Raw genomic sequence first — 17,524 nt, 5'->3', positions numbered from 1 at the left:
ACCGTCTGGCGGCCCGACGAGCGCATCTCGTAGCTCATGCGACCACTCCATCCGACACCGTCTGGCGGCCCTGGTAGATCGTGTGCACGACGCGACCGGGCAGCGAGCGGCCGAGGAACGGCGAGTTCGTCGAGCGGCCGTGCAGGTGCTCTGTGCCGATCGGGGTGCGGCCGGCGGGGTCGACGAGCGCGACGTGCGCGGCTGCGCCGACCTCCAGGGCGCCGCCGAAGCCGTCGAGGCGTCCGATCCGCGCGGGCGTGGAGGCCATGACGCGAGCGACGCCCGCCCAGTCGAGCAGACCCGTCTCGACCATCGACTCCTGCACGACCGCGAGGGCCGTCTCGAGCCCGACCATGCCCATGGCCGCATCCGCCCACGCGGCCTGCTTCGCCTCGACGGGGTGCGGGGCGTGGTCGGTGGCGACGACGTCGATCGTGCCGTCGGCGAGGGCGGCGCGCAGCGCATCGACGTCGCCGGCGGCACGCAGCGGCGGGTTGACCTTGAAGCGCGCGTCGTAGCCGCGCACCTCCTCCTCGGTGAGGATCAGGTGATGGGGCGTGACCTCGGCCGTGACGCGGATGCCGCGGGCCTTCGCCCAGCGCAGCACGTCGACGGTCTCGGCGGTCGAGACGTGGCACACGTGGAGGCGCGCGCCGGTCGCCTCGGCGAGCAGCACGTCGCGGGCGACGATCGACGACTCCGCCACCGACGGCCAGCCGCCGAGGCCGAGCTCGCCCGCGAGCGGCGACTCGTGCATCTGCGCGCCGACCGTGAGCGTCGGCTCCTGCGCGTGCTGCGCGATGACGCCGTCGAACGGTGCGACGTACTCGAGCGCGCGACGCATGAGCTGCGCGTCGTGCACGCAGTGGCCGTCGTCCGAGAAGACGCGGACGTTGGCAGCCGAGCGGGCCATCATGCCGAGGTCGGCGAGCCGCTCCCCCGCGAGGCCGACGGTGACGGCACCGATGGGCTGCACGTGCGCGAGGCCGGCGCGGCGTCCGAGCTCGGCGACCTGCTCGACGACGGCGACCGTGTCGGCGACGGGGCGCGTGTTCGCCATGGCGAAGACGGCGGCGTAGCCGCCGGCCGCTGCGGCGCGCACGCCGGTCGCGACCGTCTCGGACTGCTCGAAGCCCGGCTCGCGCAGATGCGTGTGCAGGTCGACGAGGCCGGGCAGGGCGAGCAGGCCGTCGGCGTCGATCACCGTGGCGTCGGCGGCCGGAGATGCCGAGCCGACGCCCACGATGATGCCGTCGACGATCGTGAGGTCTGCGGCGTCGCCGCCGAGGATGCGCGCGCCGCGCACGACGAGGGTCGTCACGAGTCGGTCCTTCCTGCCAGGAGTCGGTAGAGCACGGCCATGCGCACCGAGACGCCTGCGCGCACCTGCTCGAGCACGAGCGAGGCGGCGGCGTCGGCGGCGACCGACGAGATCTCGAGGCCGCGGTTCATCGGGCCGGGGTGCATGACGAGCGTCTCGCCGCCGAGGCGCGCGAAGCGCTCGGGCGTGAGCGACCAGCCGCCGATGTACTCGCCGGCGCTCGGCACGAACGTGCCCGTCTGCCGCTCGAGCTGCACGCGCAGCATCATGAGCGCGTCCGGTCGGCTGTCCACGACCTCGTCGAAGTCCGTCGTGTGGGCGGCCTGCCACGTGCCGATGCCGGGCGGCAGCATCGACGGCGGGCCGACGATCGTGACCTCGGCGCCGAGCGCGGGCAGCAGCAGCGCGTTCGAGCGTGCGACGCGGCTGTGCAGCACGTCGCCGGCGATCGCGACGCGAACGCCGTCGAGGCCCTTGCCGCGCGACGCGTCGCCGTGGATGCGGCGGCGCAGGGCGAACGCGTCCAGCAGCGCCTGCGTCGGGTGCTCGTGGGTGCCGTCGCCGGCGTTGACGACGATCTGCGGGATCCACGACGCGACGACGTTCGGCGCGCCCGACGCGCCGTGGCGCATGACGATGCCGTCGACGCCCATGGCCGAGATGGTCGTGACCGTGTCGCGCAGGTCCTCGCCCTTCGAGACGCTCGAGCCCTTGCCCGAGACGTTGATGACGTCTGCGGAGAGCCACTTGCCCGCGATCTCGAACGACGATCGCGTGCGCGTCGAGTCCTCGAAGAACAGGTTCACGACCGTGCGGCCGCGCAGCGCGGGCAGCTTCTTCTGGTCGCGCTCGTGGATCTGGTCCATGTCCTCGGCGATGTCGAGCAGCTCGATCGCCTCGTCGCGCGTCAGCGCGGCGGTCAGCAGATGCCTCATCGTGCGCTGCCCTCCTGGATCGTCACGGCGTCCTGCCCGTCGACCTCGGCGAGCAGGATCGACACGTGCTCGCTCGCGGCGCTCGGCAGGTTCTTGCCCACGTAGTCGGCGCGGATGGGCAGCTGGCGGTGGCCGCGGTCGACGAGCACCGCGAGGCGCACGGCCGCGGGGCGACCGAGGTCGGTGAGCGCGTCGAGCGCTGCCCGGATCGTGCGACCCGAGTAGAGCACGTCGTCGACGAGCACGACCGTCTGGCCGTCGATGCCGGAGGCGGGGATGCGCGTGGGATGCGTCGGCCGCGTGCCGGTGCGGGCGAGGTCGTCGCGGTGCATCGTCACGTCGAGCGTGCCGGTGCGGCCCGCGAAGTCGGTGCCGGTGATCTCGCCGAGCCGGGCGGCGATGCGCTCGGCGAGGAGCGCGCCGCGGGTCGGGATCCCGAGGATGACGAGGGACTCCGGGCCGCGATTGGCCTCGAGGATCTCGTGGGCGATGCGCGTGAGCGCGCGGGCGATGTCCGCCTCCTGCAGCACGGTGCGCGCAGGCATGCAGACCCCCTTCCTGCCTCTCTGGGCGTCACTCGCCGCCTCGCAGGACGGCTGATGAAGGATGTCGGTGGTCCCACCCTATCGAACGGCGCGGGTCAGGCTCGACTCGGCGCGCAGACGCGAACGCGGCGCCGCGACGAGGATCCGTCGCGACGCCGCGTGCGTCGATGCTCGTGGTGCGGTCAGCCGACCTGGCCGGCGACCTTCGCGAGCACGCCGTTGACGAACGGTCCCGAGCGATCGGTCGAGAGCTCGCCGGCGAGCTGCACCGCCTCGGAGATCGCGACCTCCTGCGGCACCGCCGGGTTGTGGGCGAGCTCCCACGCGCCGACGCGCAGGATCGCGAGGTCGATGCGTGCCATGCGGTCGAGCGACCAGTGCTCGCTCGACTGCTCGACGAGCTCGTCGAGCTCGTCGGCGTGGTGCTGGACGCCCGTCACGAGCTCCTCGCAGTACGCGAACCACGGGTGCTTCGCCCAGCCCTGGTCGAGGGCCGTGACGCGCAGCAGCTCGAGGGCGTCGGCGTCGCGCACGATCGCGCTGTAGCCGACCTCGACCGCGTGCTTGCGAGCCTTGCGACGGGAGGGGTAGACCTGCTGCGCCACGTCAGTCGGTGACGCGACCGAGGTACGAGCCGTCGGCGGTGTTGATCTTCACGCGCGTGCCCTGCTCGACGAAGAGCGGCACCTGGATCTCGGCGCCGGTCTCGACCGTCGCGGGCTTCGTGCCCGCGCTCGAGCGGTCGCCCTGCAGGCCGGGCTCCGTGTACGTGATCTCGAGCACGACCGAACCGGGCAGCTCGACCTGGAGCGCCTCGGACTCGTGCATCGTGATCTGCGCCGTGGCGCCGTCGAGCAGGAACTTGGCGGCGTCGCCGACGATCTCGGGGCTCACCTGGAACTGCTCGTACGTGTCGTTGTCCATGAACACGTAGTCGGTGCCGTCGTTGTAGAGGAACTGGTAGTCGCGGCGGTCGACCGTCGCGAAGTCCATCTTCGTGCCGGCGTTGAACGTCTTGTCGACGACCTTGAGGCTGCGCACGTTGCGGAGCTTGGTGCGCACGAACGCACCGCCCTTGCCGGGCTTCACGTGCTGGAACTCGATCACGCTCCACAGCTGCCCGTCGATGCTGAGCACCGCGCCGTTCTTGATGTCGTTCGTCGTCGCCATGTGTCCCTCGAGAGTGGAAAGTCGCGGCCCTTTGGGGGCCGACAGAGCATCCTAGCCGACGGGATGCCGTGCGGTCGGGAGCCTCAGGCGGCGCGGGCGAGGATCGCGAGGGCCGCGAGCCGGTATCCGTCGATGCCGAAGCCCGCGACGACGCCCGTCGCGACGCCCGAGATCGTCGACGTGTGGCGGAACGTCTCGCGCGCGTGCGGGTTCGTGATGTGCACCTCGACGAGCGGGATGCCCGCCTTCGTCACCATGGCGCATGCATCGCGCAACGCGTACGAGTAGTGCGTGAACGCCGCCGGGTTGAGCACCACGGGCGTCTGCGCGTCGACCGCCTCGTGGATCCAGTGCACGAGCTCGGCCTCGGAGTCCGTCTGGCGCAGATCGACCTCGATCTCGGGGCCGATCGACGCGACGGCGCGCTCGACCTCGTCGAGCCCCGCGGAGCCGTACACGTCGGGCTCGCGCGAGCCGAGCCTGCCGAGGTTGGGACCGTTGAGCACGAGGATGCGCATGGTCACGAGCCTATGCGTCAGTCGGCGAGCGACTGGTACGCCGTGAAGAGGATCGAGTCGTCGGGGCCCTCGAGCACGCGCGGGCGCGCGACGTCGTCGAGCACGATGAAGCGCAGCATGGCGCCGCGCGCCTTCTTGTCGCGGCGCATGGTCGCGAGCAGCGTCTGCCAGCGACCGATCGGGTACGTCGTGGGCAGCTCGAGCGACTCGAGGATCGCGCGGTGGCGGTCGACGACCGACTCCGGCAGTCGTCCGGCGAGGCGGCCGAGCTCGGCGGCGAACATGAGGCCGATCGCGACGGCGGCGCCGTGGCGCCACCGGTAGCGCTCGGTGTGCTCGATCGCGTGGCCGAGCGTGTGGCCGTAGTTGAGGATCTCGCGCAGGCCCTGCTCCGTGAAGTCCTCGGCGACGACGTCGGCCTTCACGCGGATCGAGCGCGCGATGACGTCGGCGAACTCGGGCGTCGTCGGGTCGGTCGCGGCGTCGAGCTGCTCCTCGAGCAGGGTGAGGATGGCGGGGTCGGCGATGAAGCCCGCCTTCACGATCTCCGCGAAGCCCGTGAGCAGCTCGTTGCGCGGCAGGGTGTCGAGCAGCGCCAGGTCGCACACGACGCGGGCGGGGTGGTGGAAGGCGCCGACGAGGTTCTTGCCCTGCTCGGTGTTGATGCCCGTCTTGCCGCCGACGGCGGCGTCGACCATGCCGAGCACGCTCGACGGGGCCAGCACGACGCCCACGCCGCGCAGCCAGGTCGCCGCCACGAAGCCCGCGAGGTCAGTGACGGCGCCGCCGCCGAGCCCCACGACCATGTCGGTGCGGGTGAAGTCGGCCTGGCCCATGATCTGCCACAGGAACTGCGCGACCTCGATGCGCTTCGCCGCCTCGGCATCGGGCACCTCGGCGAGCAGCACGTGGTCTCCGAGCTCGGCCTTCAGCGCATCCGCCTGCCTGGACATCGCCGGCTGGTGCACGACGAGCACCTGCGCGGCGCCCGCGACGGCCTCGGCGATCTGCGGCAGCAGGATGTCCCGTCCGACGACGACGTCGTAGGGGCGCTCGGTGCGGACGGGGATGACGGTGGTCACTGCTTGGCCTCCAGCCAGGTGGCGATCTCGGCGACGATGTCGCTCATCTTGCGGCGCGACGCGTCGACCTCGAGGTCGGCGAGCGCGCGGTACGTGGGCTCGCGCTCGGCGAGGATGCGACGCCAGGCGTCGATGCCGCCGTCGGCGAGCAGGGGGCGGGCGGAGCCGGCGATGCGCCGCTCGGCCTGCCGGTCGTCGATCATGAGCAGCACGACGTGCGCGTCGGCGAGGCGCGCCTGCGTCGCGGCGGCGAGCGGTGCTCCCCCGCCGAGCGACACGACGGCGTCGTCGACGAGCGCGGCCGCGACCGCCTCGGCCTCGATGGCGCGGAACACGGGCTCGCCCCGCGACGCGAAGAGGTCGCCGATGGGCCCGTGCACGCGCACGATCTCGCGGTCGGTGTCGACGAACGTCGCGCCGAGCCGGCTCGCGAGCTTGCGGCCGACGCTCGACTTGCCCGCCGCCATCGGCCCGATGAGCGCGACGGGTCTCACGCGGTCGTGACCAGCGTCTCGGGGATCGCGGCGAGGTAGGCCTCGAGGTTGCGGCGCACCTCGGCCACCGAGTCGCCGCCGAGCTTCTCGATCATCGCGTCGGCGAGCACGAGCGCGACCATGGCCTCCGCCACGACGCCCGACGCGGGCACGGCGCACACGTCGCTGCGCTGGTGGTGCGCCTGCGCGGCCTCGCCCGTGGTCGTGTCGATCGTGCGCAGCGCGCGCGGCACGGTCGCGATCGGCTTCATGCCCGCACGCACGCGCAGCACGGTGCCCGTCGACATGCCGCCCTCGGTGCCGCCTGCGCGGTCGGTGAGGCGCTCGATGCCGTCGGCGCCGGGCACGAGCTCGTCGTGCGCGACCGAGCCGCGCCGACGCGTCGTCTCGAAGCCGTCGCCGACCTCGACGCCCTTGATGGCCTGGATGCCCATGAGCGCACCGGCGAGGCGCGCGTCGAGGCGACGGTCCCAGTGCACGTACGAGCCGAGCCCCGGCGGCAGGCCGTAGGCGCACACCTCGACGACGCCGCCGAGCGTGTCGCCGGCCGACTTCGCGTCGTCGACCTCGGCGAGCATGCGCGCGCTCGTCTCCGGGTCGTGGCAGCGCAGCGGATCGGCGTCGAGCGCATCCACGTCGTCGGGCGACGGGATGGGCGCGCCCTCGGGCACGCGCACGGGGCCGATCGCGAGCGTGTGGCTCACGAGGCGCACGCCGAGCTCGCCGAGGAACGCCTTCGCGACGGCGCCGAGGGCGACGCGCGCCGCGGTCTCGCGGGCTGAGGCGCGCTCGAGCACGGGACGAGCCTCGTCGAAGCCGTACTTCTGCATGCCCACGAGGTCGGCGTGGCCGGGCCGCGGACGCGTGAGCGCGGCCGCGCGAGCGCCCGACGGCGCCTCGTCGAGCGGCGCGGGGCTCATGACGTCGGTCCACTTCGGCCACTCGGTGTTGCCGATGCGCAGGGCGACGGGCGAGCCCATCGAGCGACCGTGGCGCACGCCGCCCGAGATCGACAGCGCGTCCTGCTCGAACTTCATGCGCGCGCCGCGTCCTGCGCCGAGCTTGCGCCGCTGCAGATCGGCCTGGATGGCCTCGGCGGTCACGGGCACGTCGGCGGGGAGTCCCTCGAGGATCGCGAGGAGCTCGGGGCCATGGCTCTCGCCTGCGGTCAGCCATCGAAGCATGAGGTCCATCCTTCCATCCCCCGCGGGCGTCGCCGCGCACGCACGCGTCCGCGGCGGCTCAGGCGGCGGCGACCATCGCCGCCCACACCTCGGGCTCGCGCTCGACGGGGGCCTCGGGATCGCCGTGCACGAAGATGCGCACCTGGCGCAGCGCCTGGTGCAGCAGCATCGCGAGGCCGGGCACGAGCGGCCCGACGCCCTCGTAGCGGCTGGCACCGGAGGCGTAGTCGGCGTCGAGGATGGCGCGCGGCCCCGCGAGGGCGGGCACGGCGTCCGCCTCGGCGGGCAGCGTGCTCACGACGACGTCGCCGACGAGCGGCGGCGCGTCGGGGCCGACGAGCCGCACGTCGACGCCGAGCTCGGCGCCCAGCGTCACGAGCCGCTCGCCCTTCGCCGGCGTGCGCATCCAGGCGTCGACGCGGTCGGCGCCCATGACGGCGAGCGCGCACACGGCCGAGACGGCCGTCGCTCCCCCGCCGACGATCGCGCCACGATCGACGCCGTCGACGCCCGCCTCGGCGAACGCGTCGACGATGCCCGCGACGTCGGTGTTCCACGCTGCGCGCAGGTCGACCCGCAGCGTGTTGGCCGCGCCCGTCCGCGTCACGAGCGGGTCGACGTCGCGCGCCCAGGCGGCCGCGGCCTCCTTGAGCGGCGCCGTCACCGACAGGCCGCGCCAGTCGGTGCCGAGCGCGTCGACGAAGCCGGGCAGGGCATCGGGCGTCAGACGGTGACGTCCGTACGCCCAGTCGAGCCCGAGCACGGCGTACGCGGCCGCGTGGATGCGCGGCGACCGCGAGTGCTCGATGGGATCGCCGAGCACCGCGAGCCGCGTCACGCGCGGCTCCCCATCAGCTGCCGTACTCGGGGTTGTCGCGCAGCCACGCCTGGAACAGCAGCACCGCCTGGTTGTGCTCCGCGAGCGTGTTCGAGAACACCGTCTCGCCCGTCGAGGGGTCGATCGTCACGAAGTAGAGCCAGTCGCCCTCGGCGGGGGCGAGCACCGCGTCGATCGCAGCGTCGCCCGGTGCCCCGATCGGCCCGATCGGCAGCCCCGCGTGCACGTACGTGTTGTAGGGGTTGCCGGCGTCGGCGCGCTCCTCGTCGGTCGTCGTGATGACGCCGAAGTCGCCGATGCCGTAGTGCACCGTCGCGTCCGACTGCATGAGCATGCCGATGTCGAGGCGGTTCTGGAAGACGCGCGCCACCTGCGGGAAGTTCTCCACGGGGCCGCCCTCGCGCTCGACGAGCGACGCGAACGTGACGATCGTCTGCCACTGGTCCTCGGGCACGCCGCGCTCGGTCATGGCCTGCCGCATGCGGTCGACCATCGTCTGCAGGATCTGCTGGGGCGTCTCGCTGCCGTCGAACGTGTAGGTCGCGGGGAACAGCCAGCCCTCGAGCGTCGAGCCCGTGACGCCGTAGACGCTCGGGTCGCTCGCGGCCTGCACGATGTCGGCCTCGGGGATGCCGGTCTGCTCGGCGAGGCGCGCGTACACCTGCTGGATGACGAAGCCCTCGGGGATCGTGACCTGCAGCACGATGCGGCTCGCCTCGTCCTGCAGCGCGTCGAGTGCCGACTGCGCGGACATCTCGAGGGCGAGCCGGTAGGAGCCCGGCTGGAAGCCGATGCTCGGGTCGGCGACGAGGAGGTCGTAGAACGTCTCCTGGTCGGCGATGACGCCCTCCTCCTCGAGCATCGTCGCGACCTGCGCGCCGGTCCAGCCCGACTCGATGCGCACCACGACCTCGCCGGTGCCCGCGCCCGAGAAGTCCTCGGGCTCGGCGAAGCGGTCCATGATCGCGGGGCCGAAGGCGAGCCAGCCGCCGCCGAGGACGGCGGCGAGGATCGCGACGAGCGCGACGATGATGACGATGCCGCCGCGCCGGCCGCTGCGCTGGCGCTTGGACTTGGCGCTCGTCGGCTTCGCAGGCCGCGTCTTCGCGGCCTTGGGAGCCTTGGCCGCGGGCGCTCGGCTCGCGCGCGGCGACTCGGGCGCCGCGGCGCTCGTCGCGGTCGCCCACGGCGTCTGCGACGTGGACGCGCCGACGGCGTCGGCGATGGCCTCGATGCCGAGCGCCTCGTCGGGCTGCACCGAGGCGACGGGCTCTGCCGGGCGCGACGTCGGCGGCTCGTGCCTGGGCAGGGTCGGCTCGGGCGCGTCGGGCGTCGGGGTGCCGAAGATGTCCTCGAACGTGGGCTCGGCAGCGGGCGTCGGCGGCGCGACGGGCTGCTGCACCGTGGGCGGATCATCGCGCACGGGCGACTGCTCCGCGGGCTCGGGCGCCGACTCGGAGGGCTCCGGCGCGGAGGGTGCGGGCGTCGACGCCGGTGGCGGCGTCGGTGGCACGGCAGGCGTGTCCGTCGGCAGCGCGCCGTCGTCGAACGGCTGCTCGCTGCCCGGCTCAGGCATGCCCGGCGGTCTCCCGCGACGTCCCATCAGTCCTCCTCGTGGTCCACCATCATGCCGGGAACGCGTCCCGCGCGCTCGGCGTCGAGCGCGTGCTGCAGGATGACGACGGCGGCCGCCTGGTCGATGACGGCCTTCTGACGACGCGTCGAGCGACCCGCCTGGCGCATGGCCGACTGCGCCGTCACGGTCGACAGCCGCTCGTCGACGAGCCGCACGGGCGCGACGGAGGCGAGGGCGGCGGCGACGTCGCGCGCGTCCTGCGTGCTGGCGGTGTCGCCGCCCGAGAGCGACAGCGGCAGCCCGACGACGAGCTCGACGACGTCGAGCTCGCCGACGAGCTCGCCGATGCGGCGCACGACGCCGTCGACGTCGACCCGCTGGATCGTCTCGACCGGCGTCGCGAGCAGCCCATCGCGGTCCGACCGTGCGACGCCGACGCGGACCCTGCCCACGTCGACGCCCAGGCGGACGCCCTGCCGCATCAGGCGAGGCCCTCCGCGATCGCACGCAGCGCTTCGGGCATGCGTGCGGCATCGGTGCCGCCGCCCTGCGCCATGTCGGGCTTGCCGCCACCGCCGCCGCCGAGCACGGCCGAGGCGGCCTTGGCGAGGGGTCCGGCCTGCACGCCTGCGTCGCGCGCGGCCTGGTTCGTCGCCACGACGACCACGGGCTTGTCGCCCACCGTCGCGCCGAGCGCGACCGTCGCGGCGTCGGCACCGAGGCGCTCGCGCACCTGCAGCGCGAGCGAGCGCACGTCGTCGGCCGAGCCGAGCGCGCCGAGGTCGGCGGCGACGAGTCGCGAGCGACCCTCGCGCGATGCCGACTGGGCGAGCTCGGGCACGCGCAGCGCGAGGCGCTGGGACTCGAACTCGGCGACCTTGCGCTCGGCGACCTTCAGCGACGCCACGAGGTCGTCGATGCGGGCAGGCAGCTGGTCCTTCGGCGTCTTGAGGCTCTGCGAGATCGACTGCACGAGCGCGCGCTCGGCGGCGAGCTCGCGGAACGCGTCCTGCCCCACGATCGCCTCGACGCGGCGGTTCGTGGCTCCCACGCTCGACTCGCCGGTGATGGCGACGAGGCCGATCTGTCCCGACGACGCGACGTGCGTGCCTGCGCAGAGCTCGCGGGACCACGGCCCGCCGATGTCGACCATGCGCACGGTGTCGCCGTACTTCTCGCCGAACAGCGCCATCGCGCCCGCCTCGCGCGCCTCGTCGAGGCCCATGATGCGCGTCTCCACCGCGAGGTCGTCGGCGATCGCCGACGAGGCGATCTCCTCGAGCTCCGAGCGCGTGTCGGCGCTCAGCGGGTTCGACCACGAGAAGTCGAGGCGCATGTAGCCGGCCTTGTTGTACGAGCCCGACTGGTGCGCGTCCTGGCCGAGCACCTGGCGCAGCGCGGCGTGGATGACGTGGGTCGCGGAGTGCGCCTGCGTCGCACCGCGACGGTAGGCGACGTCGACGATCGAGCGGGCACGATCGCCGATGCCGACCTCGCCGGAGACGATCGTGACCGTGTGGCTCGTGAGGCCGGGCACGGGGCGCTGCACGTCGACGACGTCCGCCTCGAACGCGTCGCCCACGAGACGACCCTGGTCGGAGTCCTGGCCGCCCGACTCGGCGTACAGGGCCGTGGCGGTGAGCATGAGCTCGACGGTCTCGCCGGCGGCGGCGCGCTGCACGCTCACGCCGTCCTTGAGGATGCCCACGACGGCGCCGTCGGCCTCGAGCTCCTCGTATCCGAGGAAGGCCGTCTCGCCCGCCGCACGGAACTCGCCGTACACCGAGCGGTCGGCGAGCGCGCCGCGCTTGGCCTTCGCGTCGGCCTTGGCACGCGAGCGCTGCTCGCCCATGAGGCGGTCGAACGCAGCGCGATCGACCGTGAGGCCCTGCTCCTCGGCGATCTCGAGCGTGAGGTCGATCGGGAAGCCGTAGGTGTCGTGCAGCAGGAAGGCCGTATCGCCCGCGAGCTGCACGCGACCGTCGCCCTTCGTCGTCTCGAGCGCGCCGTCGAGCACGGTCGAGCCGGCCTCGAGCGTCTTGAGGAAGGTCTCCTCCTCGGCGAACGCGAAGCGCGACAGTCGCGACCACTCGGTGCCGAGCTCGGGGTACGACGCCTGCATGGCGTCGCGCGACGCGGCGAAGAGCGTCGGGAACGTGGGCTCGTGCACGCCGAGCAGGCGCATGGCGCGGATCGCGCGACGCATGAGGCGGCGCAGGATGTAGCCGCGGCCCTCGTTGCCGGGCGTGACGCCGTCGGAGAGCAGCATGAGCGACGAGCGCACGTGGTCGGCGACGACGCGCATCCGCACGTCGTCCTCGTGGTCGGCGCCGTACTCGCGGCCCGAGAGCTGCGCCGCGAGGTCGAGCACGGGACGCACCTGGTCGATCTCGTACATGTTCTCGACGCCCTGCTTGAGGAACGCGATGCGCTCGAGGCCCATGCCGGTGTCGATGTTCTTCGCGGGCAGGTCGCCGACGATGCGGAAGTCGGTCTTCGACCGCACGTCGGCGATCTGGTCCTGCATGAAGACGAGGTTCCAGATCTCGACGTAGCGGTCGTCGTCGGTGGCGGGGCCGCCGTCGATGCCGTACGCGGGACCGCGGTCGAAGAAGATCTCCGAGCAGGGGCCGGCGGGGCCGGGCTGGCCCGTCGACCAGTAGTTCGTGTCGCGGCCGAGGCGCTGGATGCGCTCGTCGGGCAGGCCCGCGATCTCCTTCCACAGCGCGACGGCCTCGTCGTCGGTCTCGAAGACCGTGACCCAGAGGTCGTCGGGCGAGAAGCCGAGGTTGCCGTCGTCCTCCGACCCGGTGAGGAACTCCCACGCGTACTCGATCGCGCCGCGCTTGAAGTAGTCGCCGAACGACCAGTTGCCCGTCATCTGGAAGAAGGTGCCGTGGCGCGGCGTGCGCCCGACCTCCTCGATGTCGTTCGTGCGGATGCACTTCTGCACGTCGGCCGCGCGCGCGTACGGCGCGGGCTCCTGACCGGTGAGGTACGGGATGAACGGCACCATGCCGGCGATCGTGAACATGATCGTCGGGTCGTCGCTGACGAGCGACGCCGACGGCACGATGGTGTGGTCCTTGCGCTCGAAGAAGCGCAGGAAGCGGTCATGGATCTCGGCGGTCTGCATCTGGATCACGTCTCTCGATGCCCATGCGGGCGCTGCGGCCTCGTCACGAGGCCGGGTCGTGCTGGGGAGGTGTGGCGCCTACTCGCCGCGCAGCTCGCGGTCGCGGCTCGAGTAGCCGTCCTTGACGGCGTCGGTGAACTCGCGCACCCGCGCGTCCGCCGCGTCGAGGATCTCCTTGCCCTTGGGCGTCTGCTGCATGCGCGTGACGACGACGGCGCCGGCGATGGCGCCGACGGCGAGCAGGGCGATGGTCCTCATGGCAGGTGTCTCCTCGTGGAAGTGGACGGCCAGTCTATCTTTTCGACCTGGCGGCAGACGCACGAAGGCCGCCCGGGGAACCCGGACGGCCTTCGTGCACCGTGCGATCAGCGCGCGGCGTAGTACTCGACGACGAGCTGCACGTCGCAGACGATGGGCACCTCGGCGCGCTTCGGGCGGCGCACGAGGACCGCCTGCAGGCGGTCGAGCGTGACCTCGAGGTAGCCGGGGACCGGGGGCAGCACCTGGGCGTGACCGCCGGCGGCTGCGACCTGGAACGGCTCCATGCCCTCGGAGCGCTCGTGCACGCCGATGGTCTGGCCCTCCTTGACGCGGAACGAAGGGCGGTCGACGCGCTGGCCGTCGACGACGATGTGGCGGTGCACGACGAGCTGGCGCGCCTGCGCCATCGAGCGCGCGAAGCCGGCACGCAGCACGAGCGCGTCGAGACGCATCTCGAGCAGCTCGACGAGGTTCTCACCCGTCAGGCCCGCCTGGCGGCGAGCCTCGTTGAACGTGAGGCGCAGCTGCTTCTCGCGGATGCCGTACTGGGCGCGCAGACGCTGCTTCTCGCGGAGGCGGACGGCGTAGTCGCTGTCGGCCTTGCGCTTGGTGCGGCCGTGCTGGCCGGGGCCGTACGGACGCTTCTCGAGGTACTTGGCGGCCTTCGGGGTGAGGGCCACGCCGAGCGCACGCGACTTGCGCGTGATGCTGGTCTTGGTGGTCATGCGTTGCTTCCTTCGCATCGCGGCTGCGCGAGCAGCCAGCCGGTCTCCCGGCAAAAGGATGGGTGGGTGGTCCGAGCGGACCGTGGTCCAGGCTACCAGATGGTCGCCCCGAGTCGCTCGCGGCGTCAGTCCCCGCGCAGGATGGCCCGGATGCGCTCGAGCCGCGCGGCGACCTCGCGCTCGTAGCCGTGCGCGCCGGGGTCGTAGTAGACGGTGCCCGCGAGCTCGTCGGGCAGGTACTGCTGCGTCGCGACGCCGTGGGGCGCGTCGTGGGCGTAGCGGTAGCCCTTGCCGTGGCCGAGGCGCTTCGCGCCGGGGTAGTGCGCGTCGCGCAGATGCGTCGGGACGCGGCCGAAGGCGCCGCGGCGCACGTCGGCGATCGCGGCATCGACTCCCTTGTACGAGCGGTTCGACTTCGGCGCCGTCGCGAGGTACACGGTCGCCTCGGCGAGCGGGATGCGCCCCTCGGGCATGCCGATGAGCTGCACTGCCTGCGCCGCGGCGGTCGCGATCACGAGGCCCTGCGGGTCGGCCATGCCGACGTCCTCCGACGCGAGGATGATGAGGCGGCGCCCGATGAAGCGGGCGTCCTCCCCCGCCTCGATCATGCGCGCGAGCCAGTGCAGGGCGCCGTCGGGGTCGGAGCCGCGCACCGACTTGATGAAGGCACTGATGACGTCGTAGTGCTCGTCGCCCTGCCGGTCGTAGCGCAGCAGCGCGGCGTCGACGCTCTCGGCGACGATCGCGTCGGTGACGACGGGCGTCGCGTCGGCGGGCGCCGCGTCGACGGGCGTCGCGTCGACGGGCTCGGTCGCGTCGGCGTCGCCACCGGCGTCGTCGTCCTCGTCGTCCTCCTCCTCGTCCGGCGACGCACCGCTCGGCACCGCGAGCACGTGCGAGCCCGAGGCCTCGAGGATCGTCAGCGCACGACGCGCGTCGCCGGAGGCGAGCCGCACGATCGACGCGCGGGCGGCGTCGTCGAGCACGACGCGACCGCCGAAGCCGCGAGGATCGGCGACGGCGCGATCGAGCAGGCCGGCGAGCTCGTCGTCGGGCAGCTGCTCGAGGGTCAGCAGCAGCGACCGGGACAGCAGCGGGCTGATGACGCTGAACGACGGGTTCTCGGTCGTCGCCGCGATGAGCGTCACCCAGCCGTTCTCGACGCCCGGGAGCAGCGCATCCTGCTGCGCCTTCGTGAAGCGGTGGATCTCGTCGAGGAACAGCACGGTCTGCGAGTCGTAGAGGTCGCGCGTCGACAGCGCCTCCTCCATCACCTGCCGCACGTCCTTCACGCCGGCAGTCACGGCGCTGAGCTCGACGAAGCGGCGATCGCTCGAGGCGGCGATCGCCTGCGCGATCGTGGTCTTGCCCGTGCCGGGCGGACCCCACAGGATGACCGACTGCCCGCTGCGGGCTCCGGGGGTCGCGAGCCTGCGCAGCGGCGAGCCGTCGCGCAGCAGATGCCGCTGCCCCACGACCTCGTCGAGGGAGCGCGGCCGCATGCGGACCGCGAGCGGCGCGGTCGACGATCCGAGCCCCGCATTCGCCATGCCTCGATCGTAGGGCCGACCTCCGACGCGCCCTTCGCGGGCCCGTCCGTGCGGCACAGGCGCAGGCGTTACGCTCGTGCGAGCATCCAGACGGGAGACGGATCGGTGACGAGCACCAAGGAGCAGCAGCGGCGCGTCCGCGACTACCGCGCACGCCGCACGGTGCACGAGCGCAAGCAGCGCAGGCTCAAGCGCGACAACGTCATCGCCATCGCCGCGGTCGTGGTCGTGGGCACCCTCGCGGGCCTCGGCCAGTGGTGGTACGCGGACTCGCAGCCCACCGACGACGCTGCCAGCGCCTCCGAGTCGCCCGCTCCCACCGACGAGGCCACGGCCTCGGAGGCCGTGCCCGACCCGTCGCTCGCCGAGGGTCGCGACTGGACCGGCTCCCTCACCATCAACGGCATCGAGCTCGGCATCCAGCTCGACGGCGCTGCGGCGCCGCAGGCCGTCTCGGCCGTGATCGAGGACATCCAGACCGGCTACTACGCCGGCAAGACGTGCCACCGCCTCACGACGGCCGACCGCTTCGAGGTGCTGCAGTGCGGCTCGCTCGACGGCACGGGCGCCGGCGACCCCGACTACCAGTACGGTCCGATCGAGAACGCTCCGGCCGACGACGTGTACCCGGCCGGCACCATCGCCATGGCGCGCGCCGGCGGGGACCCGAACTCGAACGGCCACCAGTTCTTCATCGTCTACGGCGACACCGACATCCCCGCGGATGCCGCAGGCGGCTACACGGTGATCGGCACGGTCACGAGCGGTCTCGACCAGCTCGTGAGCGACGTCATCTCGGCGGGCACCACGCCGGTTCCGGCGACCGGCGTCGCTCCCGAGGACGGCGCTCCGCTGAACCCGGTGACGATCGATGCCGCGACCGTCGAATGACGCGGCCCGCGTGAAGTAGCCTGGGGCCATGGACGCGAACCCGTGGGGCCGCGTCGACGAGCATGGCACCGTCTCCGTCCGTGAGGGCGAGCAGTGGCGTGAGGTCGGCCAGTACCCCGACGCGAGCCCCGATGAGGCGCTCGCCTACTTCCAGCGCAAGTACGCAGATCTCGAGGGGCAGGTGCGCCTGCTCGAGCAGCGGTCGCGTGCCGGTGCCTCGGCGACCGACGTGCAGAAGGCCGCGAGGCATCTGCGCGAGTCGATCACCGGAGCGAACGCCGTCGGCGACCTCGAGGCCCTGCTGACTCGCATCGACGCCCTCGCGGGCAAGCTCGAGGAGCTGAGCGCGGAGCAGAAGGCGGAGGCCGAGCAGCAGTCGCAGGCTGCCGTCGCCGACCGCGAGGCCATCGTGGCCGCCGCGGAGGCGCTCGCGGCCCGCGACCCGAAGCAGGTGCAGTGGAAGCAGGCGAGCGCAGAGCTCGATGCGCTCTTCCAGCGCTGGCAGACGGCGCAGAAGGACGGCCCGCGCATCCCGAAGTCGGCGGGCGACGCCCTGTGGAAGCGATTCCGCGACGCGCGTCAGACCGTCGAGCACGGCCGCCGCGCCTTCTTCTCCGAGCTCGACTCGCAGCACAAGGATGCGCGCAGCCGCAAGCAGGCGCTCGTCGAGCGCGCGCAGGCGCTCGCGCCCAAGGGCGCCGACGGCATCCCGGCGTACCGTTCGCTGCTCGACGAGTGGAAGGCCGCAGGCCGCGCCGGCCGCAAGGTCGACGACGCGCTGTGGGCCGACTTCAAGGCTGCGGGCGACGTGCTGTTCCAGGCGAAGTCCGAGGCCAACGCGATCGTCGACGGCGAGCAGGGCGAGAACCTCGCCGCGAAGCGCGCCATCCTCGAGGAGGCGACGCCGCTGCTGCAGGTCACCGACCGTGCGAAGGCTCGCGACACGCTCACGGCGCTCCAGCGCCGCTGGGACGAGATCGGCCGCGTGCCGCGCGAGGCGCTCCGCGAGGTCGAGGACGGCATGCGCCGCATCGAGGCGCACGTGCGCAAGCTCGACGACGACCACTGGGACCGCACGAACCCCGAGCGCAAGGCGCGCTCGGAGGGTCTCGCGGGCCAGCTCGAGGAGTCGATCGAGCAGCTCGAGGCAGCGATCGAGGCCGCGAAGGCGTCGAAGGACGCGCGCAAGGTCGCCGGCCTCGAGGCCGAGCTGCAGACGAAGCGCGAGTGGCTCGCGGTCGTCGCCGCCGCCCGCTGACGCTCTCCACAACCCGACGCCGAGGCGCCGCTCTCCACAG

At 72.8% G+C, this 17,524-nt stretch carries 18 protein-coding genes; 2 read left to right on the top strand and 16 right to left on the bottom strand.

The features are described 5' to 3' along the window. Positions 1–34: 34 nt before the first annotated feature. The 16 genes from FS793_RS01665 to FS793_RS01590 all read right to left on the bottom strand — a co-directional run bounded on the left by FS793_RS01665 (position 35) and on the right by FS793_RS01590 (position 15,335). A complete protein-coding gene (locus tag FS793_RS01665) occupies positions 35–1,321 on the bottom strand; it encodes a dihydroorotase (RefSeq protein ID WP_144717909.1) in 1,287 nt (428 codons plus the stop codon). Further along, complete coding sequence (locus FS793_RS01660; protein WP_144717907.1) at positions 1,318–2,256, bottom strand: aspartate carbamoyltransferase catalytic subunit; 939 nt, start codon at positions 2,254–2,256, stop codon at positions 1,318–1,320. Before FS793_RS01660 ends, FS793_RS01665 begins: the two co-directional genes overlap by 4 nt. Next, a complete protein-coding gene (gene pyrR, locus FS793_RS01655; protein WP_144717905.1) occupies positions 2,253–2,801 on the bottom strand; it encodes a bifunctional pyr operon transcriptional regulator/uracil phosphoribosyltransferase PyrR in 549 nt (182 codons plus the stop codon). Before pyrR ends, FS793_RS01660 begins: the two co-directional genes overlap by 4 nt. Before the next feature lie 182 nt (positions 2,802–2,983). Next, on the bottom strand, positions 2,984–3,406 hold the full coding sequence (nusB, locus tag FS793_RS01650; RefSeq protein WP_144717903.1) for a transcription antitermination factor NusB: 423 nt from the start codon (positions 3,404–3,406) through the stop codon (positions 2,984–2,986). A gap of 1 nt (position 3,407) precedes the next feature. Continuing rightward, positions 3,408–3,971 carry an elongation factor P gene (gene efp / locus FS793_RS01645; RefSeq protein WP_144717901.1) on the bottom strand — a complete coding sequence of 188 codons (564 nt, stop codon included), beginning with the start codon at positions 3,969–3,971 and terminating at the stop codon, positions 3,408–3,410. 83 nt (positions 3,972–4,054) lie between these two features. Beyond that, positions 4,055–4,489 carry a type II 3-dehydroquinate dehydratase gene (gene aroQ / locus FS793_RS01640; RefSeq protein ID WP_144717899.1) on the bottom strand — a complete coding sequence of 145 codons (435 nt, stop codon included), beginning with the start codon at positions 4,487–4,489 and terminating at the stop codon, positions 4,055–4,057. Between the two features lie 17 nt (positions 4,490–4,506). Beyond that, positions 4,507–5,571, bottom strand: coding sequence for a 3-dehydroquinate synthase (gene aroB, locus FS793_RS01635; protein ID WP_144717897.1), 1,065 nt, complete (start codon positions 5,569–5,571; stop codon positions 4,507–4,509). After that, positions 5,568–6,065, bottom strand: a complete 498-nt coding sequence (locus FS793_RS01630; RefSeq protein ID WP_260979972.1) for a shikimate kinase — start codon at positions 6,063–6,065, stop codon at positions 5,568–5,570. The genes aroB and FS793_RS01630 overlap by 4 nt, the downstream gene beginning before the upstream one ends. Continuing rightward, complete coding sequence (aroC, locus tag FS793_RS01625; protein WP_144717895.1) at positions 6,062–7,249, bottom strand: chorismate synthase; 1,188 nt, start codon at positions 7,247–7,249, stop codon at positions 6,062–6,064. Before aroC ends, FS793_RS01630 begins: the two co-directional genes overlap by 4 nt. A gap of 58 nt (positions 7,250–7,307) precedes the next feature. Then, positions 7,308–8,087: a shikimate dehydrogenase family protein gene (locus FS793_RS01620; protein WP_144717893.1), complete on the bottom strand. Its 780-nt coding sequence runs from the start codon at positions 8,085–8,087 to the stop codon at positions 7,308–7,310. Positions 8,088–8,100: 13 nt separating this feature from the next. Continuing rightward, positions 8,101–9,663 carry an endolytic transglycosylase MltG gene (gene mltG / locus FS793_RS01615; protein ID WP_186329273.1) on the bottom strand — a complete coding sequence of 521 codons (1,563 nt, stop codon included), beginning with the start codon at positions 9,661–9,663 and terminating at the stop codon, positions 8,101–8,103. A 26-nt stretch (positions 9,664–9,689) separates the two neighbouring features. Further along, positions 9,690–10,145: a Holliday junction resolvase RuvX gene (gene ruvX, locus FS793_RS01610; RefSeq protein ID WP_144717889.1), complete on the bottom strand. Its 456-nt coding sequence runs from the start codon at positions 10,143–10,145 to the stop codon at positions 9,690–9,692. Beyond that, a complete protein-coding gene (gene alaS / locus FS793_RS01605) occupies positions 10,145–12,799 on the bottom strand; it encodes an alanine--tRNA ligase (RefSeq protein WP_144719711.1) in 2,655 nt (884 codons plus the stop codon). Before alaS ends, ruvX begins: the two co-directional genes overlap by 1 nt. A 78-nt stretch (positions 12,800–12,877) precedes the next feature. Beyond that, the gene (locus tag FS793_RS01600; RefSeq protein ID WP_092501483.1) at positions 12,878–13,057 is read right to left on the bottom strand and encodes a hypothetical protein; all 180 of its coding nucleotides are present in this window, start codon (positions 13,055–13,057) and stop codon (positions 12,878–12,880) included. A 107-nt stretch (positions 13,058–13,164) separates the two neighbouring features. Next, on the bottom strand, positions 13,165–13,785 hold the full coding sequence (gene rpsD, locus FS793_RS01595) for a 30S ribosomal protein S4 (protein ID WP_144717887.1): 621 nt from the start codon (positions 13,783–13,785) through the stop codon (positions 13,165–13,167). Positions 13,786–13,910: 125 nt separating this feature from the next. Then, positions 13,911–15,335 (bottom strand): replication-associated recombination protein A, encoded by a 1,425-nt coding sequence (locus FS793_RS01590; protein WP_144717885.1) that lies wholly within the window; start codon positions 15,333–15,335, stop codon positions 13,911–13,913. A 105-nt stretch (positions 15,336–15,440) separates the two neighbouring features. Here FS793_RS01590 and FS793_RS01585 point away from each other — a divergent pair, with 105 nt between their 5' ends. Both FS793_RS01585 and FS793_RS01580 read left to right on the top strand, forming a co-directional pair. Then, positions 15,441–16,226, top strand: a complete 786-nt coding sequence (locus FS793_RS01585; RefSeq protein ID WP_260979971.1) for a peptidylprolyl isomerase — start codon at positions 15,441–15,443, stop codon at positions 16,224–16,226. Between the two features lie 28 nt (positions 16,227–16,254). Then, positions 16,255–17,484: a DUF349 domain-containing protein gene (locus FS793_RS01580; RefSeq protein ID WP_144717881.1), complete on the top strand. Its 1,230-nt coding sequence runs from the start codon at positions 16,255–16,257 to the stop codon at positions 17,482–17,484. The last annotated feature ends 40 nt before the right edge of the window (positions 17,485–17,524 follow it).

The sequence above is a fragment of the Agrococcus jejuensis genome (assembly GCF_007679035.1).
Taxonomy (GTDB): domain Bacteria; phylum Actinomycetota; class Actinomycetes; order Actinomycetales; family Microbacteriaceae; genus Agrococcus; species Agrococcus jejuensis_A.
The sequence above is the reverse complement of the archived record's forward strand: the minus strand, read 5'-3'. Positions and strand labels throughout refer to the sequence as shown.